Consider the following 22,106-nt stretch of genomic DNA (forward strand, 5'->3'; position numbering starts at 1 on the left):
AACGTGGTTATGAACGCACGTCTTTCTCTTCTGGTGCATCAAGGATCTCTTCGTCTTTATGGAACAGGCTGATGACCTTAAACACCAAACTCATACCGATGCCGACAACCGTTGCCAGCGCCATGCCTTTCAGCTCGGTCGAACCGAGATGCACTTTCGCACCACTGACGCCGATGATCAGAATCACGGAGGTCAGGATCAGGTTTTGCGCTTTGTTGTAATCCACTTTGGATTCAATCAGTACGCGAATACCGGACGCACCGATCACACCGTACAGTAGCAGCGATACGCCGCCCATGACAGGAACCGGTACAGCCTGAATCGCCGCCGCCAGTTTACCTACGCAGGAGAGCAGAATCGCGAGGATCGCCGCACCGCCGATAACCCAGGTGCTGTACACTTTGGTAATCGCCAGCACGCCGATATTTTCACCATAGGTGGTGTTCGGCGTAGAGCCGAAGAAACCAGACAACACGGTAGAAATTCCGTTGGCGAACATAGAACGGTGCAGCCCCGGTTCACGCATCAGATCTTTTTTCACGATATTTGCCGTTACGACCAGATGACCAACGTGCTCCGCAATCACCACCAGCGCCGCAGGCAGAATCGTAAGAATGGCAAACCACTCAAAGCGTGGCGTATAGAATGTCGGCATCGCGAACCAGTGCGCTTCACGAATCGGAGTCAGATCAACCACGCCCAGTGCGAATGACAGCGCATAGCCAGCCAGTACCCCGATTAGAATCGGAATGATCGCCAGAAAGCCGCGAAACAGCACCGACCCCAGAATCGTGATCGCCAGCGTCGCCAGAGAAATTGTCACCGCAGTGGAATCAACGGATGTGCCATCGGCAGGCAGCAACCCTGCCATTCCCGCCGCAACACCCGCCAGTTCAAGGCCGATTACGGCAACAATCGCCCCCATTGCCGCGGGCGGAAACAGTACATTCAGCCAGCCAGTACCCGCTTTCTTAACAATCAGCGCCACCAGACAAAACAACACGCCGCACATAATGAAACCACCCAGTGCAACTTCATACCCCAGCGGCAACAGCAGTAATACCGGGGAAATAAACGCAAAACTCGACCCCAAATACGCCGGGATTTTGCCCTTACAAATGAATAAATAAAGCAGCGTACCCACGCCGTTGAATAACAGTACAGTCGCTGGGTTGATCTTGAACAGAATGGGTACCAGAACGGTAGCGCCAAACATCGCGAACAGATGCTGGAAACTCAACGGGATGGTTTGTAACAAGGGGGGTCGTTCACTCACCCCGATGGCGCGACGAGTCATCTTCAATATCCTCTGTAGTGTTGCTATTTGTGTGTGCAGGTAGACCCGCACTTATTATCACAGCCAGACTCATCCCGCCCCACCGTAGTGAAGCAAGATGATGTTGACTGCTGATGTAATAAAAGAACCGCGAGTGACGTAACACAGGCTGTGGCGAACCATAGGGAATACTTAGGTTTACGCCAAAAAAAAGCCGACTATAAGTCGGCTTACCTGTTATTTCGTACCAAATATTTTATCGCCTGCATCACCCAGACCCGGCATGATGTAACCCTGCTCGTTAAGGCCTTTATCGATGGATGCCGTGTACAGCTCAATATCCGGGTGGGCTTTCTCCAGTGCGGCAATCCCTTCTGGCGCCGCAACCAACACCAGTACCTTAATACTGTGGCAACCTGCTTTTTTCAGCAGATCGATCGTGGCGATCATTGAACCACCGGTTGCCAGCATTGGATCAACAACCAGCGCCATGCGCTCTTCGATATTGGAAACCAGCTTTTGGAAATAAGGAACAGGCTCCAGCGTCTCTTCATCACGGTAGATGCCGACAACGCTGATACGCGCGCTAGGGACATTTTCCAGCACGCCTTCCATCATCCCTAACCCTGCACGCAGAATCGGTACGACGGTAATTTTCTTGCCTTTAATCTGATCGACTTCGACCGGGCCGCACCAGCCATCAATGGTGACTTTTTCGGTTGCCAGGTCAGCCGTCGCTTCATAAGTCAGCAAACTTCCTACCTCGGAAGCCAGCTCACGAAAACGCTTCGTGCTAATATCGTTCTCACGCATCAAACCCAGTTTATGTTTGACTAGTGGGTGTTTCACCTCGACGATCTTCATCATTATCTCCCCATCGGCTAGTGGACGGACAAAAAACGCTACACGCGTTTTTAAACACCGCTTGCGGCGGCCCGCAGGGCGGCGGGCATGAGAGCCCGTCGTAAAAAAATCGCGGGATTATACCGCCTTTTTTACTTATCGCCATATGATTAAGCCTGATCCAGATCAACCGAGAAAAGAAATTGTCGCCATTAACGAAAAATAGCCAGCCAATGACTCATCACTCGCAAACGATTGCCTACACTGTTAGAATTAGCGCGCATTATTTTTTACCACAGTATGTTTTCTGAACACCCTATTTTCTGAATACAACCCGTAACCTTCGTGGGGACTCAGCAGTGACCGACAAAACCTCTCTCAGCTATAAAGACGCAGGCGTGGATATCGATGCGGGTAATGCATTGGTAGACCGTATTAAAGGTGTAGTGAAACAGACCCGTCGCCCGGAAGTTATGGGTGGATTGGGTGGTTTCGGTGCCTTGTGCGCCTTACCGCAAAAATACCGCGAACCGATTCTGGTTTCCGGCACTGACGGAGTCGGCACCAAACTGCGCCTGGCGATGGACCTGAAGCGCCACGATACGATTGGTATCGATCTGGTTGCGATGTGCGTGAACGATCTGGTCGTTCAAGGTGCCGAACCGCTGTTCTTCCTCGACTATTACGCCACAGGCAAGCTGGATGTTGACACCGCTGCGAGCGTAATTACCGGTATCGCGGAAGGCTGTAAGCAATCAGGCTGTGCGTTGGTCGGTGGCGAAACCGCCGAAATGCCAGGTATGTATCACGGCGAAGACTATGATGTTGCTGGCTTCTGCGTCGGTGTCGTAGAAAAATCAGAAATCATCGACGGCAGCAAAGTTCAGCACGGTGATGTTCTGGTTGCTCTCGCAGCCAGCGGCCCACACTCCAATGGCTATTCGCTGGTGCGTAAAGTGCTTGAAGTCAGCAAAACCGATCCAGAGCAGTTTGAGCTAGAAGGCAAACCGCTGGCCGACCATCTGCTGGCACCGACCAAAATTTATGTGAAATCCATCCTGTCTCTGATTGAAAAAGTGGACGTGCACGCGATTTCTCACCTGACTGGCGGCGGTTTCTGGGAAAATATCCCACGCGTGCTGCCAGAAGGTATGCAGGCAACTATCGACGAATCTAGCTGGCAATGGCCTGCAGTTTTCAACTGGCTGCAACAGGCCGGTAATGTCAGCCGCCACGAAATGTATCGTACTTTCAACTGCGGTGTTGGTATGATCATCGCACTGCCAGCCGAACAGGCAGACGAGGCCGTTGCATTACTCAACAGCAGCGGCGAAAACGCATGGAAAATCGGCGTCATTACTCAAACCGATGCCGGAGACGCAGTGGTTATTAACTGATGAAAAACATCGTTGTGCTGATTTCAGGTCATGGAAGCAACTTACAGGCGTTGATTGACGCCTGTAAGAACGGACGTATCAAAGGAAAGATCGTCGCCGTATTCAGTAATAATGCGGAGGCTTACGGGCTAGAACGCGCGCAAAATGCGGATATTCCGACGTTCGTCCTGAACCCTGAAGACTTTGCCGACCGCGCTGCATTTGATGCGGCACTGGCAAACGAAATTGAGCAATATGAACCGGCGCTGGTGGTCTTAGCAGGCTATATGCGCATTCTCAGCCCGGAATTTGTCGCTCAGTTCGCAGGCAAAATGCTGAATATTCACCCGTCCCTGCTGCCGAAATATCCTGGATTGCATACGCACCGTAAGGCGCTGGAAAATGGCGATCGGGAACACGGCACATCCGTACATTTTGTCACTGATGAACTGGATGGCGGCCCGTTGATTCTGCAAGCTAAGGTGCCTGTATTTAATGACGATACGGAAGAAAGTCTGAGCGAACGCGTTAAAACGCACGAGCACACGATTTATCCGATGGTCATTAACTGGTTCCTGAACGGCCGACTAGTGATGCGTGATAATGAAGCCTGGTTGGACAGCGTGCGTATCCCTCCACAGGGTTATGCCGCCGAGTAGTACCGTCAGTTCGTCATATACTGTCAGTTCGTCATAGAAGTAAGGCTCTCTTGCGGGGCCTTACCCTTTCCTTTTTCACTTCTCTCTTTTCCTGACTATTCGCATCACTGCGGTTCTTAACTCTCTATCTACGCTTTAAATATTTACTAATCTTTACGAAAAAATCACTAACCATCAGATAAGAAAGAACATTTCTATCAACCGTAATTACACGCACTCTTAGTCGGTTGAAAACGAAAATGACAATGATTATCTTTCTCCATCCCAAATTTTGTGAACCCGATCATGCGTACCGTCTTACTCCTTTGCCTGCTTTTCCTCAGCCCACTCCTACAAGCAAAAACCGTCACCGATATTTTAGGCCGACAGGTAGAGATCCCAGACAGTCCCCAGCGCATCATTCTAGGTGAGAGCCGTATGCTGTATACGTTAGCCCTGCTTCAGCCTAACGAACCAGCCAAGAATGTTGTCGGCTGGCCGGGAGACATGGCACGTTACGATGCGCAAAGCTGGCTACGATATACCGAAAAATTTCCACAGCTGAAGCAGATCCCACAGCTCGGCAACGGTAGTCTGCAAGCGATGAATGCAGAGATGCTGCTTCCGCTAAAACCCGATTTGGTCATTCTGCCGCGGCTGGCAAAAAATGTAGACAATGAAGATCAGTTGCAACAAACGCTGACCCGCGCGGGTATTCCCTTCATTTATGTCGATCTACGTATAGACCTGCTTAACAACACGTTACCCAGTATTCGCCTGCTTGGTGAGGTGTTGAACCAACCCCAACGCGCGGCTTCCTTCAGCGATTTCTATCAGCAACATATGGACGTGATTCGCCAACGCATCGCGCAATATCACGGTAAGAAACCGACAGTCATGCTGCACCTGCACCTGGGCAGACGAGACACCTGTTGCACCACGGCGGTCGGCGGCAGCCTTGGCGATCTACTCACTTTCGCTGGTGGCGAGAATATTGCCGCTGGCGTCATCAACAGCGTCTACGGCGAGTTGAGCCCAGAGCGCGTGCTGGCTGCCAATCCCGACGTCTACATCGCCACCGGAATGGCTGGGCCGGAGGGCAAACGTTTCTCTAGTCTGATGCTCGGACCACTGGTTAACGCCGCGCAGGCGAAAGAGAGCTTCGACACGCTCATTCGCCAAGAACCTATTTTGTCTCACCTGCGAGCCGTGCAAACAGGTCGCGCCTGGAGCATGTGGCATAACTTCTATCTCAGCCCGTATCACGTCGTGATGGTCGAGATGTTTGCCAAGGCGCTCTACCCCGATCAATTTACCGATATCGATCCGCAACAAACACTACAACAACTCTACCAACAGTTTTTACCTATTGAATTTTCAGGGATTTATTGGAGTCAGATTTCGCATGAATAAGTTTGCTACAAAAAATGGCGCAAGCCATTTACAACGTCGATCCAGCGACAAACAGAAAAATGGCCGCCATGAGTGGCAGACCATAAAAAAGAACGCGTTCCGTCACGGCTGGCCTCTGCTGGCGCTGCTGCCATTTAGCATTCAGGCGGCCGTCGACGATAGCAAAGAAGACACCATGGTGGTGACGACCACCACTGGCAGCCAGACGGGAAAAGAAACAGGCTATCAGCCGCATAAAACCGTGACCGGCACTCGTACCGAAAGCCGACTGTTGGATGTCCCACAGGCAGTCAATGTCGTCCCCACGCAGGTGCTTGAAGATCGTGCGGTACGCAATATTGATGAAGCGCTGTATAACGTCAGCGGCATCACCCAGTCTAATACGCTAGGGGGCACACAGGATGCCGTCATCAAACGCGGCTTCGGCGATAACCGCGACGGTTCGATCTTTCGTGATGGTGTGCGCTCCATTCAGGCGCGTAACTTTACCCCCAGCAGTGAGCGCGTCGAAGTGCTTAAAGGCCCCGCCTCCATGCTCTACGGTATGGGCGAACCCGGTGGCATCATTAATATCATCAGCAAGAAACCAGAATTGGTACAAAAAACGCACATTGAAGGCTGGGGAAGCAGCTTCAAAGGTGGCGGCGGACAGTTGGATGTTACCGGTCCGTTAGGCACGTCCGGCTTGGCTTACCGGATGGTCGTCGATCACGACGAAACCGACTACTGGCGTAACTTTGGACGTAACCGCCAGACGACGATTGCACCGTCGCTGATGTGGTACGGCGAAGACACCACGGTACGCGTTTCCTACGAACACATGGAATACCTGACGCCTTTCGATCGCGGCACCATTATCGATCCAAAGACGGGAAAACCAGTTAATACGCCACGTGACCGCCGTTTTGATGAAAGCTACAACGCAACACGCGGCGATCAGGATAGCGTTACTATGCAAGTTGACCGCAACGTGAATGACCGTTGGAAAAGCAGCCTGACTTACTCGTATAACCGCAACCGCTACAGCGATAATCAGGCGCGAGCCACGAAATACAATGCCAACACGGGTGTACTAACCCGTCAGCCAGACTCTACAGGTTATGCACATAGCCAGGCGCAAATTGTCCAGCTCACGCTGAATGGCGATGTCGACTGGGGCCGCATCAATCATCAGCTATTGTTTGGGTTTGATTATGAAGCGGATAGAACATTCCGTGGTGATATGATTCGCGGTACGGCGACCTCGGGATTCAATATCTATAACCCCGTATATGGTCGATTGCCAGCCTCTACTGCCGTCAACGCGAAAGACAGTGACCAGCGCGAAAATATCGACAGCAAAGCGTTATTTATGCAGGATGCCATTCGCCTTAACGATCGCTGGCAACTGCTGGGTGGCCTGCGTTATGACACCTTTGATGTGATGGCAGGTAAGGGGCGTCCGTTCATCACCAACACGGACAGTTCATACCATCGCGTCGTTCCGCGTGCGGGCATCATCTATAGCATGACATCGTATTCATCACTTTATGCCAGTTATAGCGGATCATTTAAGCCCAATAGCAATATTGCCAATAATATCGGTGCCCTTCCGCCGGAAATTGGCAAGTCTTACGAAATTGGCGCCAAGCTGGATCTGCCCAATCGTATTACCGGTAACGTGGCCTTGTTCGACATTGAAAAGCAAAACGTGATGGTTAAGGTCGACGACAATCTTTACCGTACAGCGGGCAAAGTGCGTTCACAGGGTGTTGAAGTGGATCTGGCGGGTAGCCTCACCGATTCTTTAAGCCTGATCGGTTCTTATGCCTACACCGATGCACGCGTCACCGCTGACCCGGAAAATACAGGTAAACGCATGCCTAACGCTGCACGTCATACCGCGTCGCTGTTCCTGACACAGGACTTCGGCAACATTGGGCTGGCAGCCGGTGACGATCTCCGCGCCGGAGCGGGGGCACGCTACGTCAGCCGTCGTGCAGGTGATGCGGCGAACACCTTCTATCTGGACGATTACACCGTCGCCGATGCGTTTGTTGCCTATAGCCTGCCGCTCAACGGTTACAAGGTGAAATGGCAATTAAATGTAAAAAATTTGTTCGACCAAACCTACTACCCTTCCAGCGGTAATAACCTGCGTGTCGCCATTGGCGAACCGCGCCAGGTAGTACTGCGCGCTAGCGTCGATTTCTGATGTACTTTCGCCCCGTATCTCACCGATACGGGGCACTTAACGATTTTTCATTCCACATTACGCGTTCAGCGCCAGCCTATCCGCCGCTATACTAGCGTTGGCATACCCATGCCAGCGTGACCCCAACAGCACGGTTCACGTCCCTTTTATCAATTAAGGATTCACTATGTCCGGTACGAGCAATTCCGTTCGGCTACGACCGCTGGAGCGAGACGATCTCACGTTTGTTCATCAGTTGGATAACAACGCCAGTGTGATGCGTTATTGGTTTGAAGAGCCTTATGAGGCCTTTGTCGAACTTAGCGATCTGTACGACAAGCATATTCATGACCAGAGCGAACGACGCTTCATTATTGAACACGAGCAAACTAAGGTAGGTCTGGTTGAGCTGGTGGAGATTAACCATATCCACCGCCGTGCGGAATTTCAGATCATTATCGACCCGGCCTATCAGGGCCGCGGCTACGCCAGCACGGCAGCCAAATTGGCGATGGATTATGGCTTCTCGGTATTGAACCTGTACAAACTGTATTTGATTGTGGATAGGGAAAACCAGAAAGCGATCCACATCTACAGCAAGCTAGGGTTTGAGGTAGAAGGTGAGTTGATCCACGAGTTCTTCATCAACGGTGAATACCGTAACACGATCCGCATGTGCATTTTCCAGCATCAATATCTGGCGAAACACAAAACCGTGACGGGAACCGGCGGCGAAGCACCGGGAAGTTCCATCAGCCAGTAAGGTAAAAAGATCGATTTTCTCTGTTATACGGCATCAAAAATTATGCAGCGGTGAGCTTGACCGCCGAGTGAGCGACAGGACGTCGCGAAAGCCAGTGCCGCGTAGGGAACGCGTCACTGGCGGCTCGGTTAGCGGTCATGAACACCGATGGAACCGCGTAGCGGCATAATTTAGCCAGAAGCCAGGGTTCGCAGGGCTGCGGCGCTTGAGCGCCCTGCGTCGGGCGCTTATAAGGTTTTGCATAAACGTGGCGGCGGTACTGCGCACGAAACTTTCTCTGTGTTTGCATAGCAATTCGTCTCAGAGAAAATGGCGTATTCTTATACGCAATATTAACCCGCGAACTGGCGGAACAGGGCTTTACCGCGTAAGAGTCGTAGCCCCAACCAGCCACCGCAGAGCGACAAAAGGAACGCCGCGATTAACGGAAGCGTTATCCACATCGTGATATTCGGCTCCCAGGCAAAGTTAAAGACCTTCCGCTGCAACAGCCACAGAGCCGACTCTGCACCAATCGCCGCCGCCGTTCCCGCCACGAGTCCCAGTACCGCGAACTCACACCATAGCGTGGTGCGCAGCAAGCGTAATCCCGCGCCCAGCGTACGGTAAACCATCAACTCTTGACGCCGTTGACGCATCCCGACCTGAATTTGTGCCAGCAACAGCAGCACGCCGCAGAACAGTACCAGTATGACCATAATCTCTAGCGCACGACTTACCTGCTGCAAGACTTGCCCCACCTGACGCAGAATACTGCCGATATCCATCACGCTAACCGTCGGGAACTGACGATTCAGTTGGGTAATCATCTTCTCATCGCCATCGTAGCGGAAGCTGGTCAGCCAGGACTGTGGCTGGTTATCCAACGCCCCCACGGGGAAAATAAAGAAGAAGTTCGGGCGCAGGCTTTCCCAATCAACCTGACGGAAGCTGGTCACTGTGGCGCTAAACGGCTGCGTGTCGCCGGTAAAGGTCAGCGTATCGCCAATCTTGATACCCATCTCTTTGGCTTCTTTCGCTTCCATCGAGACTTCACCCGCCTTCGGTGCTTCCCCTTCCACCAGCACGTTGTGCTGCGGAATCCCGTTCATCCAGGTTAGGTTCAGTTCACGATTCACCGTGTTACCGCCCGGATCGTCCTCATGGATCACTTCTGTCGCGATCTGCTGATTAATTTCCGTCAGCCGCGCACGAATAATCGGGAAGAATTGCTCCGGCGTCACGTCATGCTGAGAAAGGAAATCCTGCACCTGTGGCACCTGCTCCTTCGTGATATTCAGCAGGAAATAGTTCGGGCTGCCTGGCGGCAATTGCTGCTGCCAGCGATCCAGTAAATCGCCACGCATCACCAGTAGCAGCGCCAAGAGCATGAAAGACAGCGAAAATGCAGCCAGTTGACTGAGCGTCGACCACGGCTGGCGCAACAGGCGATTAATGGCCAGACGCAACGCCAGGCGTTTAACCGTCAAACGTCGTAATAACAGCAACCCGCCCCAGCCGATAACGCCCAACAGTAACGACAGCACCGCCACACCGCCTAGCAGCGACCACAGCAGCACGCCGCCACCGGACAACACAGCCAGCAGGCCGACGACAATAAGCTGGACAATCGGCAGGTAGTAGCGCAGCGGCCACACATTCGCCACCACATCCTGACGCAGCACACGCAGCGGCTGCGTCGCCAATAGCAGTCGGTACGGCCGCAGCCCAACCAGCAGCGAAATCAGCACCAGTGACCCCAGCGCCCACACCCATGGCCATACCCCGGATGCTGGCAGTGCAGCGGGTAGCACCGGTGCCAGCATTTTCATTAACAACGCCTCAAATCCCAAACCAAGCACGCTACCGCACACCGCCGCCAGCCCAAGCACAGAGAGCCATTGGCCGATGATTAATCGCCTCAGCGCTTGTTTCCCTGCCCCCAACGTTTTCAGGATAGCGACCAAGTCATAGCGGCTGCGGCAGTAATGCCCCATCGCCACCGCAACGGCGGCGATAGACAACAACAGCGTCAGCAGCGCTGACAACAACAGGAACTGCTGTGACCGCTTTAACGACTGGCTCAGCGCGCCTTCAGAATCTTCCATGCCATACCAGCGCTGATCGGGCTTGAGCTGTGGCTTGATGAAGTTGCTGAATTCACTAATTTGCTTCTCATTGCCGGAAAACATGTAACGCCAGGTAATACGACCACCCGGTTGAATCGCCCCCGTCTTCTCGACATCGTCCAGATTCATCAGAATACGTGGCGCGGTTTCGAACGGGTTAAAGCCAGAATCCGGTTCCTGAATCAGCTCACCGCTGACACGTAACGAGGTATCCCCGACGTCCAGCATGTCACCAACGTTCAGCCCGAGTAAGGCCAGCAGGCGCGGAGCCACCAGCACCGTCCCCGCTTCGGCATGCAGCCCTTCGGGACGCGTCTGCAAATTACCATACAGCGGATAGCGCTGGTCAGTAGCCTTCACCTGCGCCAGCTGCGGCGTATCGCCCGCGAACGTCATAGTCATAAAGGAAATCTGCCGACTGAGCGTCAGCCCACGCTGCTGCGCGTCCAAAAGCCAGGTTTCCGCCACGGGTCGCGACGCACGCAGCACGCGGTCACCTGCCAGGAAATCACGACTCTGCTGACTGAGCCCTTTTTCCATGCGGTCGCTGATGGTGCCCAACGCCAACACACAGGCCACCGCCAACGTTAACGCCAGCCAAACAATCAGTAAGGAAGGAGAGCGCCATTCGCGCCAAAACCACCGCCAGATCATGCGTCCTCCCGCAGTTTGCCGTCGACTAACCGCAGGCGTCGTTCGCAGCGTGCCGCCAGTTGCTCATCGTGCGTCACCAGAATCAACGTGGTGGCATAGTCACGATTGAGGGAAAACAGTAAATCAACGATACGTTCACCGGTTTTACGATCTAAATTCCCGGTGGGCTCATCGGCAAACAACACGTTAGGACGGCCGCTGAACGCACGCGCCAGCGCCACACGTTGCTGTTCACCGCCAGAAAGCTGAGCAGGAAGATGGTGTAAGCGCTCACCTAACCCAAGCTGTTGCAGAAGTTGTTCAGCTTGCCCACGGCTGTGGCTGTCGCTTTCACCGCGCAGCAACGCCGGTAATTGCACGTTCTCCAGCGCATTCAACGTCGGCACCAGCATGAAAGACTGGAACACAAAACCGACGTGTTGGGCACGTAGCGCTGCACGACCTTCCTCGTCCAGTGCCTTCAGCGACTTGCCCATCAGGCTAACATCCCCTTCCGTGCCATCATCCAGACCAGCCAGAATTCCCAACAACGTTGACTTTCCCGAACCAGATTCACCAATCAGGGCAATTGTCTGCGCAGGTTTGACAATGAGCTCAACTCCGGTAAGGATGGAAAGCCGATTCTCTCCTTGACCAACGTGCTTACTAAGATGATGAACTTCAAGAATGTTTTCTACGTGCGCAGTTTTGCTTGGCGTAGCACTCGCTGGGCTGGTCTTCGCAAACATGTTTTCGTCCTTTTGCTTCTGGGATTATGCAGCGTACGTGCTTTCGCCGCTGACACATTATTAATTCTGGGCGATAGCCTCAGTGCGGGCTATCAGATGCCGGCCGCTAACGCCTGGCCGACGCTGCTGAACACACAGTGGCAGACTCAGAAAAAGGGCATCGCTGTTGTTAACGCCAGCATTAGTGGCGATACCACCGCACAGGGGCTGGCACGACTACCTGCTCTACTGAAACAACATCAGCCGCGTTGGGTGTTGATCGAACTGGGCGGCAATGACGGGCTTCGGGGATTTTCGACCGCCAATATCGAGCAAGATCTGGCGAAAATCATTACGCTAGTCAAACAGGCTAACGCTAAGCCGCTGCTCATGCAGGTTCGTTTACCAACCAACTATGGCCGCCGCTACACCGAGTCATTCAGCAATATGTACCCCAAATTGGCGGAGCAGTTTGCGCTTCCTCTGCTGCCTTTCTTTATGGAGCAGGTGTATCTTAAACCGGAGTGGATGATGGAAGATGGCATCCATCCAACCCGTGATGCTCAACCGTTTATCGCAGAATGGATGGCGAAGCAGTTGGAACCCTTAGTTAACCATGAGTCTTAATAAATAGGCTTTTGAATTAGGTAAAGTTATGCAAAAAACGGTCTTCATTACCGGTTGCTCCAGCGGTATTGGCCTGATTGCCGCACAGGATTTGCAAAAACGCGGCTATCGCGTGATTGCAGCCTGCCGCCGCGCAGAGGATGTCGCGCGTCTGACCGCGTTGGGTCTTGAAGCAATCACGCTCGATCTGGATGACAGCGCCAGCGTTGAACAGGCTGCTGCGGACGTGATCAGACTGACTGATAACCGTCTGTATGGCTTATTTAACAACGCCGGATACGGCCTGTATGGGCCACTGAATACGATTTCACGCCAGCAGTTCGAACAGCAGTTTTCCAGCAATCTGTTCGGTACGCATCAGCTCACACAGTTGCTATTGCCCGCAATGCTGCCGCACGGCGAAGGCCGCATCATCCAGACCAGTTCGGTAATGGGGCTAGTATCCACGCCGGGACGCGGCGCGTATGCCGCCAGCAAATATGCACTGGAGGCCTGGTCAGATGCATTGCGCATGGAGCTCCACGGCAGCGGGCTGCGCGTCAGCCTGATCGAGCCCGGCCCGATCAGCACACGCTTTACTGATAACGTCGCACAGACGCAGACGGACAAACCGGTCACCAATCCCGGCATCGCCAAACGCTTCACGCTACCGCCGGAAGCGATACTGCCGAAACTCCATCATGCGCTGGAAAGTTCGCGCCCCAAATTGCGCTATCCCGTAACACTGGTGGCTCATGCTTTAACCTGGTTGCGTCGCCTGCTACCGGGGTGTCTGCTGGATAAAGTATTACGAGGATAAGGCAGCAGAAGGCGGCGTATTGCGCACTCACCTCTGCACGAGGCTTGTAAGTAACACCAACAGGCCCCATCTAAAGGTCAAACGAATTCAAGAAGTAAGAGAGACTACTCATGTTAGAACAACAAACGACTATCGTTGACGTTAACGAATCCAACCTGCATCAGGTTTTGGAACACTCCGCGACACTGCCCGTCCTGTTTTACTTCTGGTCGGCGCGCAGCCAGCACTGTTTGGAACTTGAACCTGTGCTGGACAAACTGGCGCAGGAATACGCAGGACAGTTTGTTCTGGCGAAGGTTGACTGTGATGCCGAGCAGCGCGTAGCCGCCCAGTTTGGCCTGCGTTCAATCCCAACCGTTTATTTGTTTAAAGACGGACAGCCGCTGGATGGTTTTCAAGGCCCGCAGCCGGAAGAAGCGATCCGTGAACTGCTGAAACGCGCGCTGCCGAAAGAAGAAGAGCTGAAAGTCGCGCAGGCACAGCAGTTAATTCAGGAAGACAAACTGCCAGAAGCAATGCAACTGCTGAAAGATGCCTGGCAACTCAGCCAGCAGCGCAGCGACATCGGCCTGATGCTGGCGGAAGTACAGATTCAAATTAAACGCAGTGAAGAGGCCGAAGCCGTGCTGGCCACCATTCCTTTGCAGGATCAAGACACTCGCTATCACAGCCTCATCGCTCAGATTGAATTACTGAAGCAGGCAGCAGATACGCCAGAAATTCAGCATTTACAGCAGCAGTTGGACGCTGACCCGCAAAATGCAGATCTGGCCGTACAACTGTCTCTGCAACTGCATCAGGTTGGTCGTAATGAAGAAGCGCTCGAACTACTGATGGGATTCCTGAAGAAAGATCTGGCCGTTGCTAACGGCAGCGCACGTAAAACGCTGATGGACATCATGGCCGCCCTCGGCACCAGCGATGCCCTCGCCGCGCGCTACCGCCGGCAGCTCTATTCGTTACTGTACTGATTCTCTTGTGAAAAAGGCCAGAACGTTGATTCTGGCCTTCTTATTTGCAGGTAAGCATTAGCCATCGTCTTATCGTCTTATCGTCTTATGCTAGATTGATGGGATGGTTTCGGGCGTGCTAACTCGGCGTAAAAAATTATGCTGAGGAGATAGCAGGCTTAGGATGAGCCGCAGGACGCGGCGAAAGCTTGCGCCACGTCGGGAACGTGTCGCAAGCGGTCCGTTGAGCCTGATACCGACGAAGGCACCGCGTTAGCGGCATAATTTCCCGCCGAAAGCCTGGGGTCACGGGGCGAGCGGCGCTTGAGACGCCCCGTGTCGGGCGCATACTACGAGGTAGCATGAAAATGGCGATATTATCGCGCACGAAACTCCCCCGAAAGCCGAATAGAAATGCAGCTAGGCAGAGACCCTCAATCCCCCGCTGACTACAGCGTCTTCAACACCGTGATCCAGCCGTGGCCGCCGTAGACTGACCAGCCGTTTAGCCAGCGTCGCAGCATGTTCATCGCCAGCATCGCCACCACTTCCTGATGAGTTTTCAGACTGTAGCGCTGTACGTTGAACTGTATCGTTTGAGCGAAAGCTCCTTCGGGCGTATGCAGCGCTAAGGAAAGTTCAGCATCATCCCGTCTGCCCACCACTAGCGCTAGCGACGCGCCCTGACGCTCTGCCAGATGGCGTGCATAGTCCGCTAACCCAGACAAACTGGTGTCCTGAACGTTTGCCAGTAACTCTCCACCAGCCAGCGGAGCACTCGCCGATTGAAGCTGCCAGTTGAGTAGTCCAGCCGTGAAATGTTCACTCACCGCTAGCGTCGTATCACGTTCGGCAAGACGCCGAGCCAGTTGTGCCGGTAGTCCTTCCGTTCCTTCAAAAATGACATTTTCCCCTGCTACGGCGCGCACGGTTTCCCACAGTTGCTCCATTTTTTCCTTCTGTGCCGCTGGGCCAGTCAGCTTCAGCTCGATAATCGGCATAGAAGAACGGTAGCCCAGCACCACGCCCGGCGGTAACGCCATACCATCCAACTGGCTTGCCAGATCGCTCTCGGAGCGACCAAAGGTGGTCAAACGCAGGCACAGTGGAGCATCCGCGACAGCAAAACGCTCGCGCAGACGCGGCATAATTTGCTGATCGACCATGACTTTAAACTCAGAGGGCACGCCCGGCGTAAAAAACATCAAGCATTTATTCAATTGCAACGCAAAACCACAGGCGGTGCCCACCGGGTTATCCACCATCTCTGCGCTGGCAGGGATTTGCGCCTGTTTGCGATTGCTAGGAGCCATGACTCTACCGCGCTCGGCAAAGAAAGCTTCCATACGCGCCAGCCATTCGGCGTGCTCAACCAGCCCTTCTCCTGCTGCGGTAGCCGCCGCCAACGCGCTAAGATCGTCGCTGGTCGGCCCCAAACCGCCGTTCACAATCAGGATATCGGCTATCTGGCTACGCTGCGTTATCGCCGTCACTAGCGCATCGAGATCGTCACCCACCGTCATCCGGCTGGTCATCGGTAGTCCCTGCTGAAACAGATAATCCGCCAGCCAGGCTGCATTGGTGTCAACAATCTGGCCGTGCAGCACTTCATCGCCGGTACATAACATCTCAACCCTAAGCATTTTTCACTCCTGATGATGATTCTGAAACCACTTTAGAAAGTCAGATGAACAAACACAATATTTCTTTCAGCCTGTCCGGTAATGCGCCACGCAGACGTACCTCGCTCCAGTGTAAATATAAGGTTACACGTCTCGTAACGGCCTTTTGACAGAAATCACTGAATACTCTACCCTGCTGCCAAAAATATCTGGATATACCCGTAATACTTCAAGTTGCATGTGCGTTGGCTGCGTTCACTCACCCGAATCGCTTACCTGAGTAAGCTCATCGGGATGAAATGAGAGACATCCTGTCTCTCACTAGAGGCCAGCCGTTGGCTGGTCAAATTCGTTCCCGACGAATTTGACCTTCTCTTGCCGCGTTACGATGCACATTGCTGAGCATCGCCCTAGCGGGCCAACGCGAAGCGTTGTTCAAAACGAGTACGTTTTGTCATGAAACTCGAATTATTTGGAGTATAACCACGCTATATATAGAGGAATAGGTGAAAAATCGTACTCTTGGCAGTATTTTTATCGTTGCTGGTACCACAATTGGAGCAGGAATGTTGGCGATGCCGTTGGCAACGGCTGGCGTCGGGTTCGGTACCACATTGATGATATTGATCGGTCTGTGGGCGCTGATGTGTTACAGCGCCTTGTTGCTGGTTGAAGTGTATCAACATCAGCCGTCGCACACCGGGTTAGGCACATTGGCAAAAATTTACCTCGGCCGCTGGGGGCAATGGATTACCGGTTTTAGTATGCTATTTCTGATGTATGCGCTAACGGCAGCCTATATCAGCGGCGCAGGCGAGCTACTCTCCAGCAGCATCAGCCAGTGGAGTGGCTACTCACTTCCACTATCCGCAGGCATTTTACTCTTCACGCTGGTTGCTGGTGGCGTCGTTTGCATCGGGACATCTTCAGTCGATTTATTCAACCGCATCTTGTTTAGCGGCAAAGTGCTGATGCTCGTCATTATGCTGGCCGTCATGGTTCCGCACATTCAGCGCGTCAATCTCTTAACGCTGCCGCTGCAACAGGGCCTGACGCTCTCAGCATTACCCGTTATTCTGACTTCATTCGGTTTTCATGGCAGCATCCCCAGTATCGTGCACTACATGGGCGGTGACAGCCGTAAGCTGCGCCGGATATTTCTTATCGGCAGCGTGATACCGCTGATTGCCTATATTTTCTGGCAGCTCGCGATGTTAGGCAGTCTGAGCTCTTCGACATTCAATGCCATTTTGGCCGATCAGGCGGGATTGAATGGGCTGATGCAGGCGATTCGTACACTCGTTGCCTCGCCACACGTTGAACTGGCCGTTCACCTGTTTGCCGATCTGGCACTGGCGACCTCTTTCCTCGGCGTAGCGCTCGGATTATTCGATTATTTAGCCGATCTGTTTAAGCGTAAAAATAGCGTCACGGGGCGTGCGCAGACGGGTTTACTGACCTTTATTCCACCGCTGGTATTTGCGCTATTTTATCCGCAAGGGTTTGTGATGGCGCTGGGCTATGCAGCTATCGCACTGGCCGTGCTGGCGTTACTCATTCCCGTCCTGCTGAGTTGGCAGGTGCGCAAAAAGCATCCTGAAATACATACAACTCGCGGCGGTGTGCCAGTTCTGGGTCTGGTCTTCGCCAGCGGCGTAAGCATCATCCTGATCCAGTTGGCGATGGTGGCAGGCTGGCTGCCGTCAATCAGCTAATCTTTTCGGCCCTCCTAGACATAAAAAACGCTGGGAGCGTTTTTTAACGTTGCGTAGCGACGGCCCGAAGGGTGGCGGACAAGGATGTCCGTCATAAAAAAAGAGCGTGAACTCAGCATTCACGCTCTTTTTTCTTTCAAACAGCGATACCTGATATGGCAAAAAGGCCAACACACCTGCCGCTTGAAATATAATGGGTATTTAGAAGCTCAGACCAACGCCAACATAGGCAGAATCAGCCAACTTATTATCTGGGCCATTCTCACGCGCCATATTGATGTAACGGTAGCCGACATCAACGCTCAGCGGCGCAAAGACCTGCCAGCGCACGCCTGCTTTCCCTTCAACATAGTGGTCAACATGGCTGGAGAAAGCATCTGGTGAATAGTAGCCTTCGCCATACAGCGAGAACTGACGGCTCAGCGGCCACTGCACGCCACCGCCCAGAGCAACGCCATAACCATCATCGCCGTGATCCTGGTTCAAATACAGCGCTTTGCCACCCAGAGTCAGCTTGAGTGGGCCAACAGGAATGGTATATCCCAGGCCGAAACCGTAGACATCATTGTTGTTGTCGCCGTGAGCATAGCTCACACTGCCCGCAAGCCCAGGAATGCCCAGACCGAAGCCCGCACTGGCACCAGCGTAATCACGACCTGCTTCCCCAGAAAGGCTAATGGCATGTACAGAAGCGCTTGCTAGCAACAGGCTTCCCGCACAGGCAATCACAAACTTTTTCATTTTCAATATCCTTAAAACCGTCGTTAAACGCGCGTGTAAAGATGTTATCGTTGCCGATTCTACCCGAAACGTCCCCCCACTCCAGCATGAAATTGCCCTGAACAGTGATTTATTCTGTTAATAATCATAAAAATGCTGATTGAAAATTGCTGACAATAGCAACGATAAGCACCGCCTATTTGCCCCTAAAACACAAAGTGGGCAATAGTATTCACCATGGATGATGGGTAAACAGGCAGAAGGAAGCGATCATGAGAGAAGGAAAATTAGCCGTAGGGCAAAACACAACAGCAAGAGTCGATCATCATTCGGTGAATGCCGAGAGGCGCAGTCCGATACAGTTTCAGGACATGTGGTTTTTGGAAAAACTGGCCCAGTTTGATCGCGAAACCAGCACCAGTCATCGGAAGGGCAAGGTAGGTTCAAGCCCTCACGTTCCAGAGAAATAATATGCCGTCGAGCGCCCCCTACCTTTTAGGTTGGGGATACGTGGCATTGACCCAGTTTTTTACCTGTTGGCGAGAAAGCTTAATCCCACCATTTTTCAGTTCAACTGGCAGCACATAATATGCGACCGGGCGCTGAAATCCGGCAAGTTGCGGCTGTAACCAATCGCGAACCGCATCAAGCGTCGTCGTTTGTGCCACTTCCAATACCGCAACAGGGCGGTGGCCGAACTCCACATCCTCAACGGGCACAATACATGCCTGCTGAACATCGGGATGCGTCAACAGCACAGCTTCGATATTCTCCGGCTGAACCCCTTCTCCGCCGCTGAAAAACTGATTATCTAAACGCCCCAGAATATGCCACTCATCCCCGGCAAATAGCCCGCGATCCCGCGTATGGAACCAGCCATCATCATCGACCAGTGGAATCAGTTTTCCGTCACGCCAATAGCCAACGGCCAACGTACTGCCACGCAGCAGAATCTCATCGTCCATAAGCCGGATTTCTCGTCCTTGCAGCGGTATGCCGACGCCCGAGCGTCCATCAGCACGTTTAGCGCAAACCGTAGACGCCAGTTCCGTCAGACCATAGCCACACCAGCAACTGACACCTCGAGCTTCTGCCTGTTGCGTCAGCGTCTGCGGAATCGTCGCCCCGCCGAGCAACACGGCTTTCAATGCTTGAGGAAAGGCCTTCTCTGACAGCAGTCGCCATAGCTGAGTCGGTACCAGAGAGGCATGAGTGCAATCGCGCAACGCATTCTCCAACGGCTGATGCGCACGGACAACAACCGTCGCCCCGGTAGCAAGCCAGCGCCAGACGATGCCCTGCCCGGAAACGTGAAAGAGCGGAAGTGACAACAGCCAACTATCATTGGCGGAAAATGCCATCATCTGAACCACACCTTCCGCGCTGGAAAGGTGAGCGGCGAACGTATGCACCACCGCCTTTGGCATCCCGCTGGAGCCGGATGTCAGCGTCAGCGTCGCCAACCTATCGGCCTGCCAGCGTAATCTATTAGTGCAGCCGGTTTCTTCGGTATCACCCGATAACGAACAGGCTGATGGTAAAGAAAGCGAACGTATCGCATCCGGCCAAGGCTTATCATTCAGGCACAGGCCATATGCCACATTCAGCGCAGGCAGCAGCACATCGGTTAACGTATCGGGTAGCTGTGGATTCAGCGGTAGCGCCCGCGCACCGCACTGCAACAGCGCCAGATAACTACACAACATCTGTACGCTATTTTTACCGCGTAGCGCTATCGTGCTTTCAGCAGTCACGCCCTGCTGTATAAAATACTCTGCCAGATGATCTACCCGCCGAGCGAGAGCCTGCCAGCTCCAGCGGGTTTCATCTTCAATCAACGCGACAGACCGGGGCGTATGGTTAGCCCAGTGTCGCCACGGCCAGTCAGTCAGGATAGCCATACCACATCCAGTTGCTCGGCAGCCAGAAGCGGCAGCGTGCTATCCGGCCAGCGTTGAATCACCTGTGCCTGCATCAGATCTAACGTGTCCAACCCAGGGATCGTATCCGGCGTTAACCAATGCGCCACCCGCGCCAACTGCGTTAACCCCAGACTAGATTCAATACTGGAGCTGATCACCGCCGTTAACCCCGCCTGATGCGTTTCCTGCACCAGTTGCTGACAGCGAGCGAGACCACCGACCAGCGTCGGTTTGATCACAATCGCGCTCACGCCCGGCTCGGCTTCTACCCGAAAATCCGCCTCACGCACACTTTCGTCCCAGGCAATATTGATGCCGGTTTCCCGCGCAAACTCACGAGATTCATTACGGGTTTTGCAAGGTTCTTCAAGAAAGGCAATGCGTGAACGTAACGACGGGGCGACATAGCGGGCAAAGCCGTCCGCTTTAGCTCGCGTCCAACTGCGGTTGGCATCCAGACGGAGTTTCAGATCCGGCAAGGCTTCCAGCAGTACGTTAACGATCATGCCATCACGAACCGCCTCGTAGAGGCCGACTTTAATCTTTGCCACTTTCTCGCCTGGCATCGCCTGTAGCATTTCGAACAGCTCATCAGGATCGCCATTGCACAATGGCGCTTTGCGATAGTCCGCCGCCTGCGGCAGGCGCTGATCCAGTTCGGCCTGCGCACAGCTCAAACCGAAGGCCACGGACGGTGGAAGAACGTCAGAAAATGCAGATCCTGCCGCCCACGCAGCCAGTTGCTCAAGCGCGGCTGACTGTGCCTCTGCCAGCGTTTCTACACTGAACTCCGGCAGCGGCGCAATCTCGCCCCAGCCCAACCGTTCGCCTTCTTGCAGGCGAACGATAAGGCCATCGCGGGTTTTCAGACGCTGATTGCGCAGCACCACCCCGGCTTCCATCGGCACGCTGTAACGATAGAGAGTGACCTGCCGCATTACGGATTCCGTTTGAATTTGCTGAAGTCAGGCTGGCGTTTTTCATTGAACGCGTTACGACCTTCCTGCCCCTCGTCCGTCATGTAGAATAGCATGGTGGCATTGCCCGCCAGCTCCTGCAAACCTGCCTGACCATCGCAGTCTGCGTTCAGCGCAGCTTTCAGGCAGCGCAGCGCCATCGGGCTGTTTTGCAACATTTCACGGCACCAGCGTACGGTTTCTTTTTCCAGCTCAGCCAACGGTACGACAGTGTTCACCAGCCCCATATCCAGCGCTTGCGCAGCGTCGTACTGGCGGCACAGGAACCAGATTTCACGCGCTTTCTTCTGACCAACGATGCGTGCCATATAAGAAGCACCCCAGCCGCCGTCAAAGGAACCGACACGTGGGCCAGTCTGACCGAAGATGGCATTCTCTGCGGCAATCGTCAGATCACACATCATGTGCAGAACGTGTCCACCGCCGATAGAATACCCTGCGACCATCGCGACAACCGGTTTCGGGCAGGTGCGGATCTGGCGCTGGAAATCCAGCACGTTCAGATGATGCACGCCGCTGTCATCCTGATAACCGCCGTAGTCACCGCGTACTTTTTGATCGCCACCGGAGCAGAATGCTTTGTCGCCAGCGCCAGTCAGGATGATCGTCCCGATACCATCGTCATGACGGGCATTATCGAGCGCCTGAATCATCTCTTTTACCGTCTGCGGACGGAACGCATTACGTACCTGAGGACGGTTAATCGTGATTTTGGCAATACCATCGACGGATTTATGGTAGAGGATATCGGCGAAGTCGCCGCTGCAATCGTGCCATTCAATCGGTGCGTAAAGCAGTTCTTCACTCGGATAAAGCATAGTTA

20 protein-coding genes are annotated in these 22,106 nt (G+C 53.6%); 10 read left to right on the forward strand and 10 right to left on the reverse strand.

Going from position 1 to position 22,106, the window contains the following annotated elements:
* Positions 1-7 precede the first annotated feature (7 nt).
* The gene (gene uraA, locus CLR69_RS10130) at positions 8-1,297 is read right to left on the reverse strand and encodes a uracil permease (RefSeq protein ID WP_129703460.1); all 1,290 of its coding nucleotides are present in this window, start codon (positions 1,295-1,297) and stop codon (positions 8-10) included.
* A gap of 216 nt (positions 1,298-1,513) precedes the next feature.
* Positions 1,514-2,140: a uracil phosphoribosyltransferase gene (upp, locus tag CLR69_RS10135; RefSeq protein WP_014914591.1), complete on the reverse strand. Its 627-nt coding sequence runs from the start codon at positions 2,138-2,140 to the stop codon at positions 1,514-1,516.
* A 338-nt stretch (positions 2,141-2,478) separates the two neighbouring features.
* On the opposite strand from upp, the gene purM reads away from it, so the two are divergent.
* From purM to speG, 5 genes are all read left to right on the forward strand, one after another.
* The gene (purM, locus tag CLR69_RS10140) at positions 2,479-3,516 is read left to right on the forward strand and encodes a phosphoribosylformylglycinamidine cyclo-ligase (protein ID WP_129712564.1); all 1,038 of its coding nucleotides are present in this window, start codon (positions 2,479-2,481) and stop codon (positions 3,514-3,516) included.
* Complete coding sequence (purN, locus tag CLR69_RS10145) at positions 3,516-4,154, forward strand: phosphoribosylglycinamide formyltransferase (protein ID WP_129703456.1); 639 nt, start codon at positions 3,516-3,518, stop codon at positions 4,152-4,154. The genes purM and purN overlap by 1 nt, the downstream gene beginning before the upstream one ends.
* 285 nt (positions 4,155-4,439) lie before the next feature.
* On the forward strand, positions 4,440-5,546 hold the full coding sequence (locus tag CLR69_RS10150; protein WP_129712565.1) for an ABC transporter substrate-binding protein: 1,107 nt from the start codon (positions 4,440-4,442) through the stop codon (positions 5,544-5,546).
* Complete coding sequence (locus CLR69_RS10155; RefSeq protein WP_242451578.1) at positions 5,539-7,740, forward strand: TonB-dependent siderophore receptor; 2,202 nt, start codon at positions 5,539-5,541, stop codon at positions 7,738-7,740. The genes CLR69_RS10150 and CLR69_RS10155 overlap by 8 nt, the downstream gene beginning before the upstream one ends.
* Positions 7,741-7,906: 166 nt before the next feature.
* Positions 7,907-8,482 carry a spermidine N1-acetyltransferase gene (speG, locus tag CLR69_RS10160; RefSeq protein ID WP_129712566.1) on the forward strand — a complete coding sequence of 192 codons (576 nt, stop codon included), beginning with the start codon at positions 7,907-7,909 and terminating at the stop codon, positions 8,480-8,482.
* Positions 8,483-8,522: 40 nt separating this feature from the next.
* Here speG and CLR69_RS10165 read toward each other — a convergent pair whose 3' ends face one another.
* From CLR69_RS10165 to ybbA, 3 genes are read right to left on the reverse strand one after another with little or no spacing between them, the layout of a single operon-like run.
* The gene (locus CLR69_RS10165) at positions 8,523-8,771 is read right to left on the reverse strand and encodes a hypothetical protein (protein WP_039554379.1); all 249 of its coding nucleotides are present in this window, start codon (positions 8,769-8,771) and stop codon (positions 8,523-8,525) included.
* Positions 8,772-8,814: 43 nt separating this feature from the next.
* Positions 8,815-11,244, reverse strand: coding sequence for a putative ABC transporter permease subunit YbbP (ybbP, locus tag CLR69_RS10170; protein WP_129712567.1), 2,430 nt, complete (start codon positions 11,242-11,244; stop codon positions 8,815-8,817).
* On the reverse strand, positions 11,241-11,972 hold the full coding sequence (gene ybbA / locus CLR69_RS10175) for a putative ABC transporter ATP-binding protein YbbA (protein WP_129712568.1): 732 nt from the start codon (positions 11,970-11,972) through the stop codon (positions 11,241-11,243). The genes ybbP and ybbA overlap by 4 nt, the downstream gene beginning before the upstream one ends.
* Between ybbA and tesA the strand changes: the two genes are divergently transcribed.
* From tesA to CLR69_RS10190, 3 genes are all read left to right on the forward strand, one after another.
* Positions 11,898-12,578 carry a multifunctional acyl-CoA thioesterase I/protease I/lysophospholipase L1 gene (gene tesA, locus CLR69_RS10180; protein WP_197730574.1) on the forward strand — a complete coding sequence of 227 codons (681 nt, stop codon included), beginning with the start codon at positions 11,898-11,900 and terminating at the stop codon, positions 12,576-12,578. The genes ybbA and tesA overlap by 75 nt on opposite strands.
* A 28-nt stretch (positions 12,579-12,606) precedes the next feature.
* Positions 12,607-13,377: an SDR family oxidoreductase gene (locus CLR69_RS10185; RefSeq protein ID WP_129712570.1), complete on the forward strand. Its 771-nt coding sequence runs from the start codon at positions 12,607-12,609 to the stop codon at positions 13,375-13,377.
* A 110-nt stretch (positions 13,378-13,487) separates the two neighbouring features.
* On the forward strand, positions 13,488-14,348 hold the full coding sequence (locus CLR69_RS10190; protein ID WP_129712571.1) for a co-chaperone YbbN: 861 nt from the start codon (positions 13,488-13,490) through the stop codon (positions 14,346-14,348).
* A 428-nt stretch (positions 14,349-14,776) separates the two neighbouring features.
* Here the strand turns inward: CLR69_RS10190 and CLR69_RS10195 are convergent, their stop codons facing one another.
* Positions 14,777-15,970, reverse strand: a complete 1,194-nt coding sequence (locus CLR69_RS10195) for a nicotinamide mononucleotide deamidase-related protein YfaY (RefSeq protein WP_129712572.1) — start codon at positions 15,968-15,970, stop codon at positions 14,777-14,779.
* Between the two features lie 485 nt (positions 15,971-16,455).
* Between CLR69_RS10195 and tyrP the strand changes: the two genes are divergently transcribed.
* Positions 16,456-17,664, forward strand: coding sequence for a tyrosine transporter TyrP (gene tyrP / locus CLR69_RS10200; RefSeq protein WP_129712573.1), 1,209 nt, complete (start codon positions 16,456-16,458; stop codon positions 17,662-17,664).
* A gap of 201 nt (positions 17,665-17,865) precedes the next feature.
* On the opposite strand, the gene CLR69_RS10205 is transcribed toward tyrP, so the two are convergent.
* Positions 17,866-18,405 (reverse strand): YfaZ family outer membrane protein, encoded by a 540-nt coding sequence (locus CLR69_RS10205; RefSeq protein WP_129703438.1) that lies wholly within the window; start codon positions 18,403-18,405, stop codon positions 17,866-17,868.
* Positions 18,406-18,656: 251 nt separating this feature from the next.
* Between CLR69_RS10205 and CLR69_RS10210 the strand changes: the two genes are divergently transcribed.
* A complete protein-coding gene (locus CLR69_RS10210) occupies positions 18,657-18,854 on the forward strand; it encodes a catalase (protein ID WP_129712574.1) in 198 nt (65 codons plus the stop codon).
* An 18-nt stretch (positions 18,855-18,872) separates the two neighbouring features.
* On the opposite strand, the gene menE is transcribed toward CLR69_RS10210, so the two are convergent.
* Genes menE through menB form a run of 3 tightly spaced genes read right to left on the reverse strand, consistent with a single transcriptional unit; the run spans position 18,873 to position 22,101 of the window.
* The gene (menE, locus tag CLR69_RS10215; protein ID WP_129712575.1) at positions 18,873-20,285 is read right to left on the reverse strand and encodes an o-succinylbenzoate--CoA ligase; all 1,413 of its coding nucleotides are present in this window, start codon (positions 20,283-20,285) and stop codon (positions 18,873-18,875) included.
* Entirely contained in the window at positions 20,273-21,244 is a 972-nt protein-coding gene (menC, locus tag CLR69_RS10220; RefSeq protein ID WP_129712576.1) for an o-succinylbenzoate synthase, read from the reverse strand. Before menC ends, menE begins: the two co-directional genes overlap by 13 nt.
* A complete protein-coding gene (gene menB, locus CLR69_RS10225) occupies positions 21,244-22,101 on the reverse strand; it encodes a 1,4-dihydroxy-2-naphthoyl-CoA synthase (protein WP_129703430.1) in 858 nt (285 codons plus the stop codon). Before menB ends, menC begins: the two co-directional genes overlap by 1 nt.
* Positions 22,102-22,106 lie beyond the last annotated feature (5 nt).

The sequence above is a fragment of the Pectobacterium zantedeschiae genome, assembly GCF_004137795.1.
Taxonomy (GTDB): domain Bacteria; phylum Pseudomonadota; class Gammaproteobacteria; order Enterobacterales; family Enterobacteriaceae; genus Pectobacterium; species Pectobacterium zantedeschiae.